Origin of the sequence: Bacillus sp. ISL-78 (assembly GCF_018613455.1) — a bacterium.
Classification (GTDB): Bacteria; Bacillota; Bacilli; order Bacillales; family DSM-1321; genus Peribacillus; species Peribacillus frigoritolerans.
Genome location: NZ_JAGGQC010000009.1, coordinates 96,471 through 112,161, shown reverse-complemented (window position 1 = coordinate 112,161; position 15,691 = coordinate 96,471). Strand labels below are relative to the sequence as shown.

The 15,691-nt window shown below is 37.0% G+C and carries 14 protein-coding genes; 12 read left to right on the top strand and 2 right to left on the bottom strand.

Translation table 11 applies throughout. The features are described from left to right. The first annotated feature begins 416 nt into the window (after positions 1-416). From galU to J7I96_RS12390, 10 genes are all read left to right on the top strand, one after another. Complete coding sequence (gene galU, locus J7I96_RS12430) at positions 417-1,322, top strand: UTP--glucose-1-phosphate uridylyltransferase GalU (RefSeq protein ID WP_214768371.1); 906 nt, start codon at positions 417-419, stop codon at positions 1,320-1,322. 1 nt (position 1,323) lies between these two features. After that, the gene (locus J7I96_RS12425; RefSeq protein ID WP_214768370.1) at positions 1,324-2,643 is read left to right on the top strand and encodes a UDP-glucose dehydrogenase family protein; all 1,320 of its coding nucleotides are present in this window, start codon (positions 1,324-1,326) and stop codon (positions 2,641-2,643) included. 371 nt (positions 2,644-3,014) lie between these two features. Beyond that, positions 3,015-4,538, top strand: a complete 1,524-nt coding sequence (locus J7I96_RS12420; protein WP_214768369.1) for a glycosyltransferase — start codon at positions 3,015-3,017, stop codon at positions 4,536-4,538. Then, on the top strand, positions 4,525-5,706 hold the full coding sequence (locus tag J7I96_RS12415) for a hypothetical protein (RefSeq protein ID WP_214768368.1): 1,182 nt from the start codon (positions 4,525-4,527) through the stop codon (positions 5,704-5,706). Before J7I96_RS12420 ends, J7I96_RS12415 begins: the two co-directional genes overlap by 14 nt. Before the next feature lie 360 nt (positions 5,707-6,066). Further along, complete coding sequence (locus tag J7I96_RS12410) at positions 6,067-7,071, top strand: NAD-dependent epimerase (RefSeq protein ID WP_214768413.1); 1,005 nt, start codon at positions 6,067-6,069, stop codon at positions 7,069-7,071. Positions 7,072-7,246: 175 nt separating this feature from the next. Beyond that, positions 7,247-7,579 (top strand): hypothetical protein, encoded by a 333-nt coding sequence (locus J7I96_RS12405; RefSeq protein WP_214768367.1) that lies wholly within the window; start codon positions 7,247-7,249, stop codon positions 7,577-7,579. Then, positions 7,576-8,886, top strand: a complete 1,311-nt coding sequence (locus J7I96_RS12400; RefSeq protein ID WP_251025057.1) for a glycosyltransferase — start codon at positions 7,576-7,578, stop codon at positions 8,884-8,886. Before J7I96_RS12405 ends, J7I96_RS12400 begins: the two co-directional genes overlap by 4 nt. Before the next feature lie 113 nt (positions 8,887-8,999). Then, a complete protein-coding gene (locus J7I96_RS28420) occupies positions 9,000-9,128 on the top strand; it encodes a hypothetical protein (protein ID WP_285289401.1) in 129 nt (42 codons plus the stop codon). Between the two features lie 39 nt (positions 9,129-9,167). After that, positions 9,168-10,898 (top strand): phospho-sugar mutase, encoded by a 1,731-nt coding sequence (locus J7I96_RS12395; protein WP_214768366.1) that lies wholly within the window; start codon positions 9,168-9,170, stop codon positions 10,896-10,898. Positions 10,899-11,804: 906 nt separating this feature from the next. Further along, entirely contained in the window at positions 11,805-12,191 is a 387-nt protein-coding gene (locus J7I96_RS12390) for a DUF192 domain-containing protein (RefSeq protein ID WP_214768365.1), read from the top strand. 690 nt (positions 12,192-12,881) lie between these two features. Here the strand turns inward: J7I96_RS12390 and J7I96_RS28015 are convergent. Both J7I96_RS28015 and J7I96_RS12385 read right to left on the bottom strand, forming a co-directional pair. Further along, on the bottom strand, positions 12,882-13,061 hold the full coding sequence (locus tag J7I96_RS28015; protein WP_251025089.1) for an acyltransferase family protein: 180 nt from the start codon (positions 13,059-13,061) through the stop codon (positions 12,882-12,884). A gap of 107 nt (positions 13,062-13,168) precedes the next feature. Then, the gene (locus J7I96_RS12385; RefSeq protein ID WP_214768364.1) at positions 13,169-14,359 is read right to left on the bottom strand and encodes an MFS transporter; all 1,191 of its coding nucleotides are present in this window, start codon (positions 14,357-14,359) and stop codon (positions 13,169-13,171) included. A 296-nt stretch (positions 14,360-14,655) separates the two neighbouring features. Between J7I96_RS12385 and J7I96_RS12380 the strand changes: the two genes are divergently transcribed. Then, positions 14,656-14,871: a hypothetical protein gene (locus J7I96_RS12380; RefSeq protein ID WP_095391132.1), complete on the top strand. Its 216-nt coding sequence runs from the start codon at positions 14,656-14,658 to the stop codon at positions 14,869-14,871. 394 nt (positions 14,872-15,265) lie between these two features. After that, the gene (locus tag J7I96_RS12375) at positions 15,266-15,664 is read left to right on the top strand and encodes a hypothetical protein (RefSeq protein ID WP_214768363.1); all 399 of its coding nucleotides are present in this window, start codon (positions 15,266-15,268) and stop codon (positions 15,662-15,664) included. Positions 15,665-15,691 lie beyond the last annotated feature (27 nt).

Below are 15,691 nucleotides of genomic sequence, written 5' to 3'. Positions count from 1 at the left end.
CTCCCGCAGGAGTCTCGCACTTCCGCTCCAATCAACCTTAGATCGTTTCGTTTTAAAAACAACAACCTTTACGAAAAGAGCCTTTAAAATTAAACAAAAAACTGATCCTGCAATGGAGTTTTTCAAAGAAAGAGAAAAGGAAATCATTTAGGCTACTATACCGCAAAAAGCTCCACATTGGTTTATCCAAACCGTATATCGATCATTTCAAACTCCATTACATAAAAAGTGTAATGGAGTTTTTAAAGGGAACTAACCGACAGGCTGAGACGCCCGGCCACAGCCAGATTGGAATTCTTCCATATATAGCCTACTGGTCCCTGTTAAATAAAAATGGACGAATTGGGCTACTAACTAGACCGTAAGTTGTCCTATTGCATATAAAGGATTAATGAATGACAAGAGGGAGGCAGCTTATGAAAATTCGAAAGGCCATTATTCCGGCCGCAGGTCTAGGGACCCGATTTTTGCCTGCTACAAAAGCTCAGGCTAAGGAAATGCTGCCGATTGTTGATAAACCAACGATTCAATATATTGTTGAAGAAGCAGTAGCTTCGGGCATAGAGGAAATAATTATCATAATCGGTAGAGGAAAAAGATCAATAGAGGATCATTTTGATAAATCCTATGAGTTGGAAGATGCACTTTTAAGAAAAAATCAGCTTGATATTTTAGAGGAAGTTCAGAAAATATCCAGCTTGGCAAATATCTATTACGTCCGCCAAAAGGAGCCGATGGGGTTAGGACATGCAATTCTCTGTGCTAAAAGCTTCATTGGAAATGAACCTTTTGCCGTTTTGTTAGGGGATGACATCGTTATGTCTAATACACCCTGTCTGAAACAAATCATCAGTGTTTTTGAGTATTGCAACAGTTCAGTCGTAGCTGTTCAGAATGTTCCGGAAAAGGATGTCAGTAAATATGGAATTATTAAGCCAAAAGGGACAATGATTGAGCCAAACCTTTTTCATATAGATTCTTTGGTTGAAAAACCGAAAAGGGAAGAGGCGCCTTCCAGATATGCGATAATGGGGCGTTATGTTTTTAGACCCGAGATTTTTGAAACGCTTTCCAAGCTTCCGGTTGGACATGGTAATGAATTACAACTTACTGATGCCATTAATGAGCTAAATAAACAGCAGGCTGTATTAGCATATAACTTTGAGGGAAACCGATATGATATTGGTGATAAAGTTGGATTCATTAAGGCAACAATAGACTTTGCTTTGCGCAGGGATGATATAAGAGACGAGGTACTTTCCTATTTAAGGGATGTAAATAAGAAAGAAAACCTACAAATTATAAAGAGAGAGCTTGAATAATATGAAAATAGCTGTTTTGGGTACAGGTTATGTCGGGCTGTCCACTGGTGTTTGTTTGTCAGAAATAGGTCATAATGTCATTTGTATCGATACAGATGAACAGAAAATTAAAAGCCTACGTCAAGGGATTTCTCCAATATATGAACCTGGTTTGGAGAATTTGCTTGCTCAAAATGCTGCAGCGGGTAGACTGCTATTTACTACATCTCATCGAGAAGCGCTAAATGGTGCCGAGATTATCATCATTGCCGTAGGAACACCGCAAATGGAGGATGGGGGAGCAGATTTATCTTATATTGTGCAGGCCGCGAAGGATATTGCTGCTAACCTGGAACAGAGTTCAGTAGTCGTTATAAAGAGTACTGTGCCTGTTGGTACGAATGATTTTATTAAAAGCATCATTGAAGAACATTGTAACGAACGTGTTACCTTTAATATGGTATCAAATCCTGAATTTTTAAGACAAGGGTCTGCCGTCATGGATACGATGAAAGCAGATCGAATCATAATCGGTTCAGAAAATGATGAGGCTGCTAAGAAAGTGCAAGAAATGTATCGTCCATTAAATGTACCATTTATACTAACAAGCATTCGAAGTGCGGAAATGATTAAGTACGCATCTAATGCCTTTTTGGCGACCAAGATTAGCTTTATCAATGAAGTTGCCAATTTATGCGGAGTAGTGGGTGCAGATGTTAAAGATGTAGCAAAGGGAATGGGAAAAGATAAAAGGATCGGAGAAGCTTTTTTACAGCCCGGCATTGGTTATGGAGGATCTTGTTTTCCAAAGGATGTTAAGGCGTTGCTTCATGCTGCCAATTTAAATGGAGTACATTTTTCCCTGTTAAAAGAAACAGTAGCGATCAATGATTTTCAGCAGGAGCTCCTTGTAACGAAGGCGATAAATCGATTAGAAGATTTAAAAGGGAAAAAAGTTGCAATGCTTGGTCTAGCTTTCAAGCCAGAGACAGACGACATGAGGGAAGCACCATCAATCAAAATTGCGCGTTCATTAACAAAACTTGGAGCAGAAGTGGTCGCTTATGATCCGGTTGCAGTGGATAATGCGAAGAAAATATTAGGGAATACAATCAGATTTGCCAGCACAGTCCGTGAAGCGGCAGAGAATGCGGATGCTGTATTTATTGTTACCGAATGGAAAGAGTTTAGACATTTAGATTTGAAAACATTGATGACAACAATGAGACGGCCAATCGTTTTTGATGGTAGAAATTGTCTTGAAGAAGACCGAATCAGAGAGTGCAATAAAATTGAATATTACCCAATAGGAAGACCGGCAATTGTTATTGGAAAGACATAAAGCGAAAAAATTTTTTTCTTTAACTTAGACATGATTTTTTTGAAAACCTATATTAGGTTCAAACTGGAAATGCAGCACCTTTGATCCCTCTTGGGTGCTTTTTTATATTTCTAAAATATAAGAAAAATCTTCATGAACCATTAAACCTTAGATCAACATCAACTATAACATGTTATTTTTATTATCATTGTTTGCAAATGATCTTGTGTCATGGCACTTACTTCAATCCTTTTGTATTAGACAAAGCGCATACTCTAAGCCATTTAGCTTTACTGTATGTTATTAGTCCATGCGTACCTATAGAGTCCTGCATAATATACTTGAAAAGGTCCAGGAAATTAATTTACCATGCATGAAAGGAGATCATTTATTTGCACACAGTTATGCATTTGAACTTAAGAGTTGATCCGACCCAATATATCTCACAGATTCGAGAAGTTCCTGATTATGATTATATTCATATGGTACGACAACCTAAGTATATGATAGATCTTTCCCTTTTAAATGAGAAGGTTCATTATCTCAATGAAGTTTTTTCACCAAAAGAATATGTTAAAAGAAATAATATCTCCCTATTACATGCTCATCATGGCCAATTAGGGATGTTATTACTTCCTTTTAAAGAGGAAACAAACCTTCCGTTGGTAACAAGTATTAGAGGCAGGGATGCAACCCTAGCCAATCAGCCCATTGGCTATCTAGATAACATGAAAATGCTATTTGATCGAGGGGAGCGTTTTTTCCCAGTTTGTCAGTATTTAGCAGATAGGTTAATTGCTTGGGGTTGTCCTTCAGAAAAAATTAGAGTGTTATATGGGGGCGTTGACCTTAAAGAATTCAAATACCGGGCACCACATAAAGGGGACTCTCAAAACATTTTATCCATCGGTAGGTTGGTGGAAAAAAAAGGACATCACATCTTAATGCAAGCTTTCCAAAAAATCAGAGGTAAATTTCCAAATGCAACCTTGACGATAATCGGAAGAGGGGAGCTTGAAGAATATCTCATTTCTTTGGCAAATCAGCTTAATTTAGGTGACTCTTTTCGCTTATTAAACCATCTCCCTAAAGATCAAGTACGAAAACAAATGACCAATGCAGATATATTTTGCGCCGCGAGCTTAGAATCTGCCGATGGAGATGTAGAAGGTATACCTAATACATTAAAAGAAGCAATGGCGATTGGAGTACCAGTGATTTCGACCAATCATGCCGGCATCCCTGAATTAATAACTAATAACAAAGAAGGGGTTTTAGTACAAGAAAACAATGTAGATGAACTGGCAGATGCTCTTGAATTTATGCTGACGAACAGAGAGATATGGGAAACTTATACAGTAGCGGCTCGTCAAAAAGTAGAACAAAACTTTAACCTCGCCCAACAACTTCAACAACAAGCTGAATTTTATGATGAACTTGTAGCCCCTTATAAAGTAGGTAAACGATATTTAGTAACACCGCGCCAAGAAGATAAAAAAGTCCTTAAGGAGACTCCACAGTCTCAACAGCAAGGTAAGTATGATGGCGAAAGGATAAAGCCTGGAAAAAAAGCCGAATTAGCCAAAAAATCCCTTATTTATATGCAACAGCTACAACAGCTACAACAGCTTCAAGGGTATCAAGAGCTTCCACAGCTACAACAACTTAAACAGTTTCAGCAGCTTCAACGGCAAACTAAAGATAAAGTCAAAGATGAAGTTGTAGCATCTAATAAACATGAAAAAAAAGCTAAAGTACAACAGAGAGCTAAGGATCATGACGAAAAAATAGCTTCTCATAAAAAAGAGAAAAAGGCTCAGAAAGCCGAAAAAGTAAAAAAGGCCCTTTATAAAATTCAAAAATTTCAACAGCAGGCCATAGATGAGCAGTTAGGAGGAGATCATGGAGGACTTTAAAACCATTACTGTTACCAAAGGTGAAAAATCTTTGGAAATTCACAATCCAACTAGCTATTCGCTGATTGGAATGGGAGCTCAAGGTGCAGTTTTTCAACTTTCAGAAGATAAATGTGTAAAAATCTATTCAGACCCAATACAAGCGAAAATGGAGGAAGAAGCTCTTGCAGCTGGAAAACATCTACCCTTTATGCCTTTGATATATGATACAGGACCAAACTATATAGTCATGGAATATTTTAATGCCCCGACCTTAAAAGAATATCTGAGAAATTGTACGTATATCCCTGATTCTATAGTAAAGAAACTTCTCTATATATTAAAGGAATTAAAACAAGCAAAGTTCACCATGATAGATGCCCCTCTACGCCATATTTTTGTCGTCGGTAATGAGGAACTTAAGGTGATTGACCATGTGAATTCCTTCAAAAGGATACACCCTGTACCATTAAAATTATTAAGAGATTTGAAAATAATCCTTTTAAAGGACTCGTTCCTAGCTCAAGTGAAAAAGCTTGAACCGGACACCTTCAATGAGTGGGAGGATTATTTCAATCAAAATAGTTTGGACTTTAGAAATATTCCAGTCCTCTCAGGAGGTTCAGGTAATGGAGTGAAAGTGGATAGTGCCATAACACAAACCCTCATTGGAAAAGGGCATCAAGGTGCTGTTTATCGAGTGTCTGAAGAGACTTGCGTCAAACTTTATGGAAAAACTGAACATGCAAATCAGGAAAAAATGGTCCTTTTATCAAGTCAAGACTTGCCCTTTATACCGAAAGTCTTTGAAACAGGACCCAATTATATTTTAATGGAATATCTATTAGGACCAGATTTAAATACGTTTCTTAAAAAACAATCTGTACTTTCTGAGGACATCACAAAACGGTTACTCTATATATTGAAAACAATGGAAAAATCAGGTTTCAAACAAATTGATGCCCCATTACGACATATCATTATAACCAAGAATGGTTTTAAATTAGTCGACCATGTGTACTCTTTTTCACGTGAACAAAAAAGACCACTCGAGTTATTTAAAGACCTGCGGGAAAGAAATTTTTTAGATGCCTTTTTAGAACAAGTAAAGGCGATAGATCCCGGTACGTATGCTGAATGGACAAAAACACCAATCCCATTAGATGAAAATGAAAATACCCTTGTATAGTCATAGTTATCTAACCGTAACCGAGCATATAAAAAACCGATGATGATTTCGCATTCACCGGTTTCCAAGATGGTTTTAGCATAACCTCACTTACGTAAGTGCTAGTTGACAGCGGGTATGAGAGTGAAAAAACTCATGAGGCTTAAGCGAAGAAGATATCATGTCATTAGTGGGTTACGAATAAAACGTAAAACTATCTCCAATGAAAACTTTGAGTTTTTTTCCTCTTTTTATCCGTAATGATGAATTCTTTTCTGTTGGTGTAAAGAATCGAAAGTATCACACTTTATAAATAATGTAGTCAGTGTTCCTAAAAAGTGTCAGAATCCTAATGTAAAAGAAAGGATTGAAATGAATGCTATGAACATTTTAGTAACAGGGGCAGCAGGATTCATTGGTTTCCATTTAACAAAACGTTTGTTAGCCCTGGATAACAAGGTTATTGGAGTAGACAATATTAATGATTATTATGATGTTATTTTAAAAAACAATCGACTGAAGATATTAGAAGAAAACCCTGATTTTGAGTTCCACAAAATGGATTTGTCAAATAAAGAAAAATTAAATCAATTATTCAAAGACAGAACCATTGATATAGTCATTAACTTAGCAGCCCAGGCTGGAGTACGTTATAGCATAGAAAATCCGGATTCTTATGTTAATTCCAACCTTGTTGGGTTTGTCAATATCTTGGAGGTTTGTCGACACAATAACGTAAAGCACTTAATTTATGCATCCTCTAGTTCTGTATATGGAGCAAATACTAATATCCCCTTCTCAACCAAAGACCCAGTGGATCATCCAGTAAGTTTATACGCGGCCACTAAAAAGTCTAATGAATTAATGGCTCATACGTATAGTCATTTATATAATATTCCAACCACAGGACTTCGTTTCTTTACGGTGTATGGCCCATGGGGGAGACCTGATATGGCTTATTACTCTTTTACTAAAAATATTATCGAAGAGAAGACAATAAAGGTTTTTAATAATGGAGATATGAGAAGAGACTTCACTTATATTGATGATATTGTTGAAGGAATAGTCCGGTTACTTGAAAAACCACCGGTTCATAATATTGGATGGGACAGATCTAACCCTGATTCAAGTTCAAGCTATGCCCCATACAAAATTTATAATATCGGTAACAATAAACCTATAAAATTAATGGATTTCATTAACACATTGGAAAAACTAATTGGCAAAAAGGCAAAAGTAGAATTATTACCAATGCAACCGGGAGATGTTAAGGAGACATATGCAGATATTGCCGATTTACATGCTGATGTGGGGTTCCACCCTTCAACAACAATAGAAGAAGGTTTAGCTCATTTTGTAAATTGGTACAAAAAGTATAATAAATAAGAAAAATAAGGGGTTTGCAAACTTCAATGTTGCATATTAGGCAGCACTGTTCAATATATTTAAAGTTTAATCTAATATGTGAAAATGCAAAACCAAAGAGTGGGTATATGGACGAATAATCCAAGTGAAAAATATAGATTAAAAATTTTGTAAGTTATTAAAAGGAGAAAGTAATTTGAATCCTGAAAATATGAAAACTCCATTGGAAGTTCTTAATGAGTATAATTTGTCAGATTTTCTCATGACATCCATTAAACGAAATTCTACAAAAAAGCCTCTATTCAAATTAAATCCTCTGTTTGAAAACTACTTTAAAGTTTGTTTTGAAGATCTGCCATATAAAGACATTTATAAAGCTGATTCTATGTTCCCTCAAGAATTTCACAAACAAGTGAAACAAATTGCAGAACGAGGAAAATTAAAAAAATCAGGCAAATATCATGAACTTTCAGTTTTAGCAGAACGCGAAAAGAGAAAATTTCTTATTAAAGGGACTGAGGTGGCATGAAAACCATTGCTTATTTTGTAAGTGAAAACATTAAAACACACCAACGTTTTATATATAATCAAATCGTAAAAATAACTAACTATCGCACAATCGTAATCGGCCCATTCGACAATACCGACCGTACAGAATTCCCCTTTGAAAACTACTATAATATAAACAAAATTAAAGATCTAAAAAAGTTCTTCGAAGAACAAGATATCATAGCCATTCATGCTCATCACGGATCACACGGACAAGAGATTTTGCCTGTATGTGAAAAATATAATATTCCTTTGATTGTTAGCATTAGAGGACGAGATGGTTCGGACAGACCGGAAATTTTCAAAAAAAATGCTAAGCGATATTCAGCTTTAAATAAACATGGTGCACACTATTACCCTGTATGCCAATATCTTGCAGAAGGATTAAGAAGGTTAGGAATTCCGGCTAAGAATATGCATGTATTATATGGTGGTATCGAATTAGATCTTTTCCCCTATGCTAACCGCACTCTTCCTACAGTAGGCGAAATAAGAGTTCTATCGGTAGGTAGACTTGTAGACAAAAAAGGATTTGTAACTCTTATAAAGGCATTTAAACACATTTATTCACAATATCCAAATGCTAGACTGCATATTATTGGAGCAGGTGAAGATGAGAAACGAATTAAATCCACCATTGCAGAATATAACCTTAAAGATGTTGTGATTCTTAGAGGAGCTATGGATTCAAAACAGGTTTCGGACGAATTGAAAAAAGCCCATATCTTCTGTCTAGCAAGTCAGACAGCTAATAATGGTGATGTCGAAGGCATTCCTAATGCCTTAAAAGAAGCAATGGCTAGCGGTTTACCTGTCGTTTCCACTCGACACGCAGGAATCCCTGAATTAATTGAACATCAGAGAACAGGATACCTAGCGCCAGAAAAAAATGATTTGGAGTTAGCGAAAGGCATACAATTCTTTATAGAAAATCCAGATGTTTGGACCGACTATACGGAAAGAGCACGGAAAGTCATTGAAGAAAAATTTGATGTCAATAAACAAATTATTGAGCAACAAAGACTATATTCTCTTGTAAATACAGTGAAAACAGAAAATGCAACGGAAAAGAAAACGTATACGCAAACGGAAACGGAAAAGAAAACCAAAGCGGTAACGGAAAAGAATACGAATACGGAAACGGAAACGGAAACGGAAAAGAAAACCAAAACGGAATCGGAAACGGAAAAGAAAAAGAAAACCAAAGCGGAATCGGAAAAGAAAAAGGAAATGAAAAAGAAATCGAAAACAAAAACGAAAACGGAAAAGAGTAAAAAGAAAAAATAAATCAAGTTAGGAAACAGCAGAGCGTGAAGGAAAAGAAGAATAAATGACACTCTTCCAAAGTATTGGTAGGTAAAATGATTAGAGTGTAACCAACAACTTTGGAGGTAGCGCATTTGGCGATGCTACCACGTCCGTTACGGGATGAAGGGCGAGAAAAGGGAGCTAATGCTCTAGGAACGATGGTTAGACTTCATATTCAATTGATCGCTTGCAATGTGTATTACGATCAAAAGAAATGTTAAACAAAGCAAAAACATACAGGCAGGAGGAGCTGTATTTTCATGGACTGGAAGTCTTTATATACTATTTGGACTAGTTATCCCAATTTAAATAATGAAATGCGTTTAATGCTTGAAGAAATGAAGGATGATGAAATATCACTTGAAGACGCCTTTTATAAAAATTTGGAATTCGGGACAGGTGGTATGAGAGGGGAAATGGGTCCAGGTACGAATAGGATGAACATTTATACTGTGCGTAAAGCGACTTTAGGACTTGCTGAATATATTCAATCGTTTGGGAATGAGGCAAAATCCAGAGGAGTCGTAATTGCTTACGATTCAAGACATAAATCTCCCGAATTTGCATTGGAAGCAGCCAAGACTTTGGCCACAAAGGGAATCAAAGCTTATGTATTTGATGAATTACGCCCTACCCCACAGCTCTCTTTTTCTGTACGTAAGCTGAGTGCATTTGCAGGGATCGTCATTACAGCAAGCCATAATCCGCCTGAATATAATGGGTATAAAGTGTATGGTCCAGATGGGGCACAACTACTTCCTGAGGCGGTGGATCAAGTCATTAATTACGTGAACGCGATTGAAAGTGAGCTTTCCATTGTAGTGGAGGAAGAAGAAGCCCTAAAGGTCAGAGGCCTCATTCAAATCATTGGCGAGGAGCTGGATACTGCTTATAACGAGCATTTGCTCACTATTCCTGAAGATTCAAAGTTAGCAGATGAAATCGATGTAAAGCTCGTGTTTACACCACTTCATGGTACAGCCAATAAATCAGTAAAACGTGCTTTGCATGATTTAGGATATCGAAATGTCCATATTGTTAAGGAACAGGAATTGCCCGATGCTCATTTTCCTACTGTTAAAGTGCCTAATCCAGAGGAACATGCTGCGTTTGAATTGGCCATTGAGCTTGGAAAACGTGTTAATGCTGATTTATTGATTGCCACCGATCCGGATGCGGATAGGCTTGGAATTAGCGTGAAGAACAATGCTGGAAATTATGTCGTATTAACAGGCAACCAAACTGGCGCTCTCTTTTTGGATTATTTAATTTCACAAAAACAAAAGAAAGGGACCCTTCCTCAAAATGGAGTCGTATTAAAGACCATCGTGACTTCAGAAATAGGACGGGCGATTTCTGAGCAAAATGGTTTAAAAACTGTAGATGTTTTAACTGGATTTAAATACATTACAGAAAAAATCAATGAATACCAGACAAGTGGAGAACATTCTTTCCTGTTTGGCTATGAAGAAAGCTATGGATATTTGATCAAAGATTTTGCTCGTGATAAGGATGCCATACAGGCTACTATTCTGGCAGTGGAAGTCTGTGCCTATTACAAGAAGCAGGGTAAAACGATGTACGAAGGTTTACTGGATGTATTCGATAAATATGGATACTATATGGAAGATTTACGGTCGTTGACTTTAAAAGGAATTGAAGGTACGAAGCAAATTCAAGCGATTCTCAATGAATTCCGGAGTAATCCACCAAATCAAATCTCTGGTCATCAAGTCGTGATTCAAGAGGATTATCTCAGCAGTAAAAAATACATGTATGGGACAAATAGGGAAGAGGACATCAAACTCCCAAAGTCGAACGTATTAAAATACTTTCTTGAAGATGGGACATGGGTATGTTTACGCCCTTCCGGAACAGAACCTAAAATAAAATTTTATTTCGGTGTTCAAGGAAGCTCGATGAAGGAAGCTCAGGGAAAATTATCCGCCGTTACGACAGACTTTATGAAAAGTATCAATAAAATGCTTTAAAGAAGTACCCTCATTCAGAGGATTTTCATAAAAACCTAGAGTCAGCATTCAAGAAATGCTGACCTTTTTTTGTCCATTAATGGATAGCACCCATCCTTTTCATAAAAACCCTTCTTAAAAATCAAGAATTCCGGCGGGGCGAATTAAGTGTGGCTGAATAGGGTTTATCCAAACATGTTCAGGGGATCGGGGGCTTATGCGGATATGCATGACTATTCGACACTTATTGGAATATTGAGCATATAATATACTATTCCAATCCACCAAATCCCCCTATGATAGTAGCCTTGCTGATACCGTATGACGTTACGTAGTACAGTTGTACAGGCCCTAGGATGGACCTTATGAAAGGTGCTAAATAGGGAGGTTTTTTTTTTTTTGGATCCTCATCGGCGTTCATATTGAGGCATTTCCCAATGAGACAAGCCTTGAAATATCACTTTAAAGTCTTAAGACACGTACATTTAACATCATACATAATCGAACATTCTAACAATAAAACGAACGTCCTATATGGTTGGAATAATAAACGCGGCTGGACATTAAGTGAATTTTTGTACCTTTAAGTACATTTCTAATTTGATTATGCTTCCCTAGCTCGTATTTCAATAATACTTCTGTAATATGGAACAGGCTCACGAAATTATCGCTGGCTCCAAAAAATGCCTATGCTTTTATATACAGTTGCTGTGATTATTGAAAACAGGGTATTAATTTTAAAAGCCATGGAATAAAGTATTAGAAGTTAAATGGAGCTATTTCATCTGTATTCGTTTATCACCAACTTTCTTCCTTTTTATTATTTAAAAGCAGGGAAAGAAAGTTGCTGTCTTTTTAAAAGAAGTTCATGAGATTGACATTTTCTTTTTTTGAAAAAAGGTCTATTCCCTACGAAGGTGAGTGAACATGAAAAATAGAATTAAAACAAAAGTGATAAAAATAATCAGTGGAAACAAGGTAACTGGTTTAACTGTTCAAGTTGCAGATACTCAAAGAAAAAGAGAAAAGGGCTTGATGTTTGTCGGAAAATTACCCGAAAATGAGGGGATGTTATTTGTGTTTTCAGAAGAAACATATGGTGGATTTTGGATGAAAAACACATTTATCCCTTTATCCATCGCTTTTCTTGATTCATATGGGGTAATTCTAAAAATACTTGATATGAAACCTTGTATAGATGATTATTGCCCTACCTATGATCCAGGAATTTTTTATTATTATGCAATTGAAGTGAATCTTGGATGGTTTGAAAAGAATCAAATCAAAAAAGGGGACTATGTAAAGTTTAATTGATTCCTATCCCCACCTCTAATTCTTGGAGGTGAAATTTTAAAAATGGGTATTTATGTTGATTATGCTAGGAAGCTTGTGAATAGTTTTACTAAACGAACATGGTGTTTTCCCTTCATTACCGGAAGCTCAGCAGCTCCTTTTCCTATGCAACTAGAGAGGGAGGTTTCTTGAAGGGTCAACTTATATTTAACTTTTCTCCGTTCCTAACAAAGGCTACCCCCAGTGGATTTAAATTATGCCAAGCCATATTCCTCAGTTATGAATTCAAAAGAAGTTTGACAGCATGATTATTAAATTTTGAGTAGTGTAGAAATATCTCCAAAAAATCTATTGCTGTATAGAAAAAATCTTCTAAATGAGGAACTACAATTTTAATATTTCACTACATAGAAGTAGATGAATTCAAAAAAGCCTTCTTAAAAAAAGAAACCGAACTCAAATGACCGGTTTTCTTTTTGATTATGGCTCTTTTTTGGAGCGGAAGTGCGGGGCTCCAGCGGGTGCAGCGGGACAGGTGAGACCCCACAGGCGTTTACGCCGAGGAGGCTCACCGCCCGCCCCGCGGAAAGCGAGCATCTGGAGGGTAACAACTCACTACTTGGTAAATAGCAACAAAGTATGTGAAAACAGCCTTGATTTTTTGTTTATATATTAATCGCCTCAATAAAATTTCAAATGGACCATTCAGATTTATGTTTTTCCAATAAAGTCGCCAAAACGAGAGAAAGAGACCAAATTCCTACTGCAATCATAGCAGCTATAACCTCTACTCACACGCCCTCCTAAATCAAGTGTTACTGGTGATAGCAATAGCACGGGCATTGTCTCATTCCAAGCATAGAAAGTTAATGAACGTTTTCCTAAAGCCATTAAAGAATGGTTAATGTATCCAGATTTTTTAACCTTGCCCTTCATTCCACGGGGAGCCATGCAGCAAGAAAGCACCTATCCTTGGCGTTTGTAGATCCTTTAACATCTTATGCTGCCTGCTTTTGTTTCTGGTCTAAGCGATGACTCAGGAAAGTTAAAAGACTTGCCAAGATAGCAATCAGCCCGCCTACCCATGTGACACTCATCAAATTTCCCTGATGGTAAACAATTCCGCCTAATGCGGAACCAAAGGCGATACCAACATTGCTTGCCACAGGCATCAGTGAAGCAGCCAATCCTGTAGCTTTAGGTTGATAAATACCTGCTAGGTCTATCAAATATAGCTGGGTAGATGTTGTTAAAAGGATGGCCATTAATGACATCAAGCTAATGTTAACCAAGCCAAAGATAAAATTATCTGTCGTCCAATATAAACTGATCAGGACAACTGCTTGCACGAGAAAAACAAACCGGAGGCGTCCGATGGCATTGTAGCTGGCAATTTTACCAGCGAGTATGTTGCTAAAAATGGAAATGAATCCGTAGCCAAACAAGATCCAACTGATTGAACCACTTGGTGCTTCCATTCCTTTCAGGATCGGAACAAGATACGTATAAACGGCATACGTCGCTCCAAAACCAAGCGATGGTATGAAAAAAGCCATTAAGATTCGCGGGTGTGTCAACAAAGAAAATTGATCACGCATTGAGCTACGGAATGGACTGTGCATAGTAGGCAAAATGAAGAAAGATGCCAAAAACGCAATACCTCCAAGAAAAGTCGTTAACAGAAAGGTTGCATTCCAGTCGTACCTTTCAGCGATGACAGTGCCAATTGGTACTCCGATCACGTTTGCAAGTGTAAAACCACCGAAAACGAATGATATAGCAAGTCCACGTTTTGCGATTGGCATGTTTTCACTGGCAACGATCATGGCAAGAGAAATTAAAACTCCTGTTACAATCGCAGTCATCATCCGAAGTGCAAGGAGCATGACATAGGTCGTCGAAATCACGCACAAAGCATTCAGGATAATGAACGAACCTATCAAAAACAACATCCATTTCCGTTTCGGAAAATGGCTGGTTGCCGACATCACAAGCGGTGTGGCAATGGCAAACGTAATGGCAAACGCAGAAACGAGTGTGCCTGCTTTTGCATTTGTAATATGGAGACTCGAAGAAATGTCGGTTAAGATCCCGACGATAACAAATTCGCTTGTCCCGAGAACAAATGTTAATAAAGTAAGTGTTAAGATGAGCAGCCAATGCCGCTTGGTTAATACTGTGGTGTGCATAAATACCTCTTTCCTTGATGAATGTAAAAGTTGTCACAGGGTGGAAAAACAATCTATCTATCATAACATAAAACATTTTTATGAGGAAAACCCTTGCATAGTTACCATTGATTATTTCCTGCTAAAAAAGCTTGTACCTTAATCATTCACTCATTTTACCGTAACCTGCTATGTTAGAAAACAAAAAAAATTTGAAACGGATTAATAAGGAAAAGCATAAGGGGAACAAAATAATAAAAATGTAATACTCTATATCAGGGAGAAGACATAAATCAAACAAGAAGGATGGGATCCTGATGGTTGATGAAAAAAAACGTGAACAATGGAAAGAGAAAGTTATCGAAAATCTGAAGAGGGAAGCTGTCAAAAATATCATAGCAATAACGGGAGACCTAGCAAAATTAGATGCTAAAGTCAATAATACTTACACTGTATACATCAAGGATGGAAGGATGATAAAGAAGCAAACAAATGGGAAGTGTGTTGTCATTAATGGGAAAATACAAGGATAAAAAGTTATGCAGGAATAATGAGTGCACTTTTTAGAATAAGTTGGTGGACAGTTTCCTGCCTTTAAACCGGGTAAGGGTAAAGACGATAAAATAGTTGTATAGCGTAAAAAAATACTCTGGAGAATAACTCATCCCAGAGTATTTTTTTGTACTTGGCTGCGGTAGCTAGGCATCTATTTTTCCGAGGCAACAAAACAAAAAATCAAAACTTAGCTAAAACAAATTGACAATGATAATCATTATCACATAAAATACTAATTGAAAATGATTATCAATTTCGAACGGTTCTCTGCATTTCAAATAGGCGGTACCCGTCAAAAACAAACGGACTGACCAAGTGCCGAGGTTGAAGAAGGATTCAAAAAAACTGAATGTGAGTGGAGGAGGAGCACCTATGGATAAAAATTTTATAATAGTAGAACGTTTTCAGCAAGAAGTAAGCTGCTGCTGTCCGGGTCAAAGGCACCAACATATAATTGAGTTTCTTCAAGGGGATGTTTGGACAATTACAAATGAACGGAAGTATATTGATTGCCTAGGGTGGCACTCTTTAATAGTTGTCAACAACGATTTTCAATTTTTTATGCACGTGGAAGATATCGAGGAACTGTATTCCAAGGGCAGCATTTGCTCCATTTTGGATTTGAACCTTAAAATTAACCATTTGCGTTTTAAAGTAAACGAAGCACTCGATGCACATAATAGGGAGTCATTTCTTTCATTTTCCGATGAACTGAGCAACGTACAAAAAATTAAGAATAAAATGAACTCTGGTGATGTACATGCTTTTTAAGAAGGCAAATTACATGTACATATAAAT

Excerpts from the sequence above, each read along its gene's own strand:
- galU (WP_214768371.1), top strand. The coding sequence starts at position 417 with ATGAAAATTCGAAAGGCCATTATTCCGGCCGCAGGTCTAGGGACCCGA.
- J7I96_RS12425 (WP_214768370.1), top strand. The coding sequence starts at position 1,324 with ATGAAAATAGCTGTTTTGGGTACAGGTTATGTCGGGCTGTCCACTGGT.
- J7I96_RS12415 (WP_214768368.1), top strand. The coding sequence starts at position 4,525 with ATGGAGGACTTTAAAACCATTACTGTTACCAAAGGTGAAAAATCTTTG.
- J7I96_RS12410 (WP_214768413.1), top strand. The coding sequence starts at position 6,067 with ATGAACATTTTAGTAACAGGGGCAGCAGGATTCATTGGTTTCCATTTA.
- J7I96_RS12400 (WP_251025057.1), top strand. The coding sequence starts at position 7,576 with ATGAAAACCATTGCTTATTTTGTAAGTGAAAACATTAAAACACACCAA.
- J7I96_RS12395 (WP_214768366.1), top strand. The coding sequence starts at position 9,168 with ATGGACTGGAAGTCTTTATATACTATTTGGACTAGTTATCCCAATTTA.
- J7I96_RS12390 (WP_214768365.1), top strand. The coding sequence starts at position 11,805 with ATGAAAAATAGAATTAAAACAAAAGTGATAAAAATAATCAGTGGAAAC.
- J7I96_RS28015 (WP_251025089.1), bottom strand. The coding sequence starts at position 13,061 with ATGGCTTTAGGAAAACGTTCATTAACTTTCTATGCTTGGAATGAGACA.
- J7I96_RS12385 (WP_214768364.1), bottom strand. The coding sequence starts at position 14,359 with ATGCACACCACAGTATTAACCAAGCGGCATTGGCTGCTCATCTTAACA.
- J7I96_RS12380 (WP_095391132.1), top strand. The coding sequence starts at position 14,656 with ATGGTTGATGAAAAAAAACGTGAACAATGGAAAGAGAAAGTTATCGAA.
- J7I96_RS12375 (WP_214768363.1), top strand. The coding sequence starts at position 15,266 with ATGGATAAAAATTTTATAATAGTAGAACGTTTTCAGCAAGAAGTAAGC.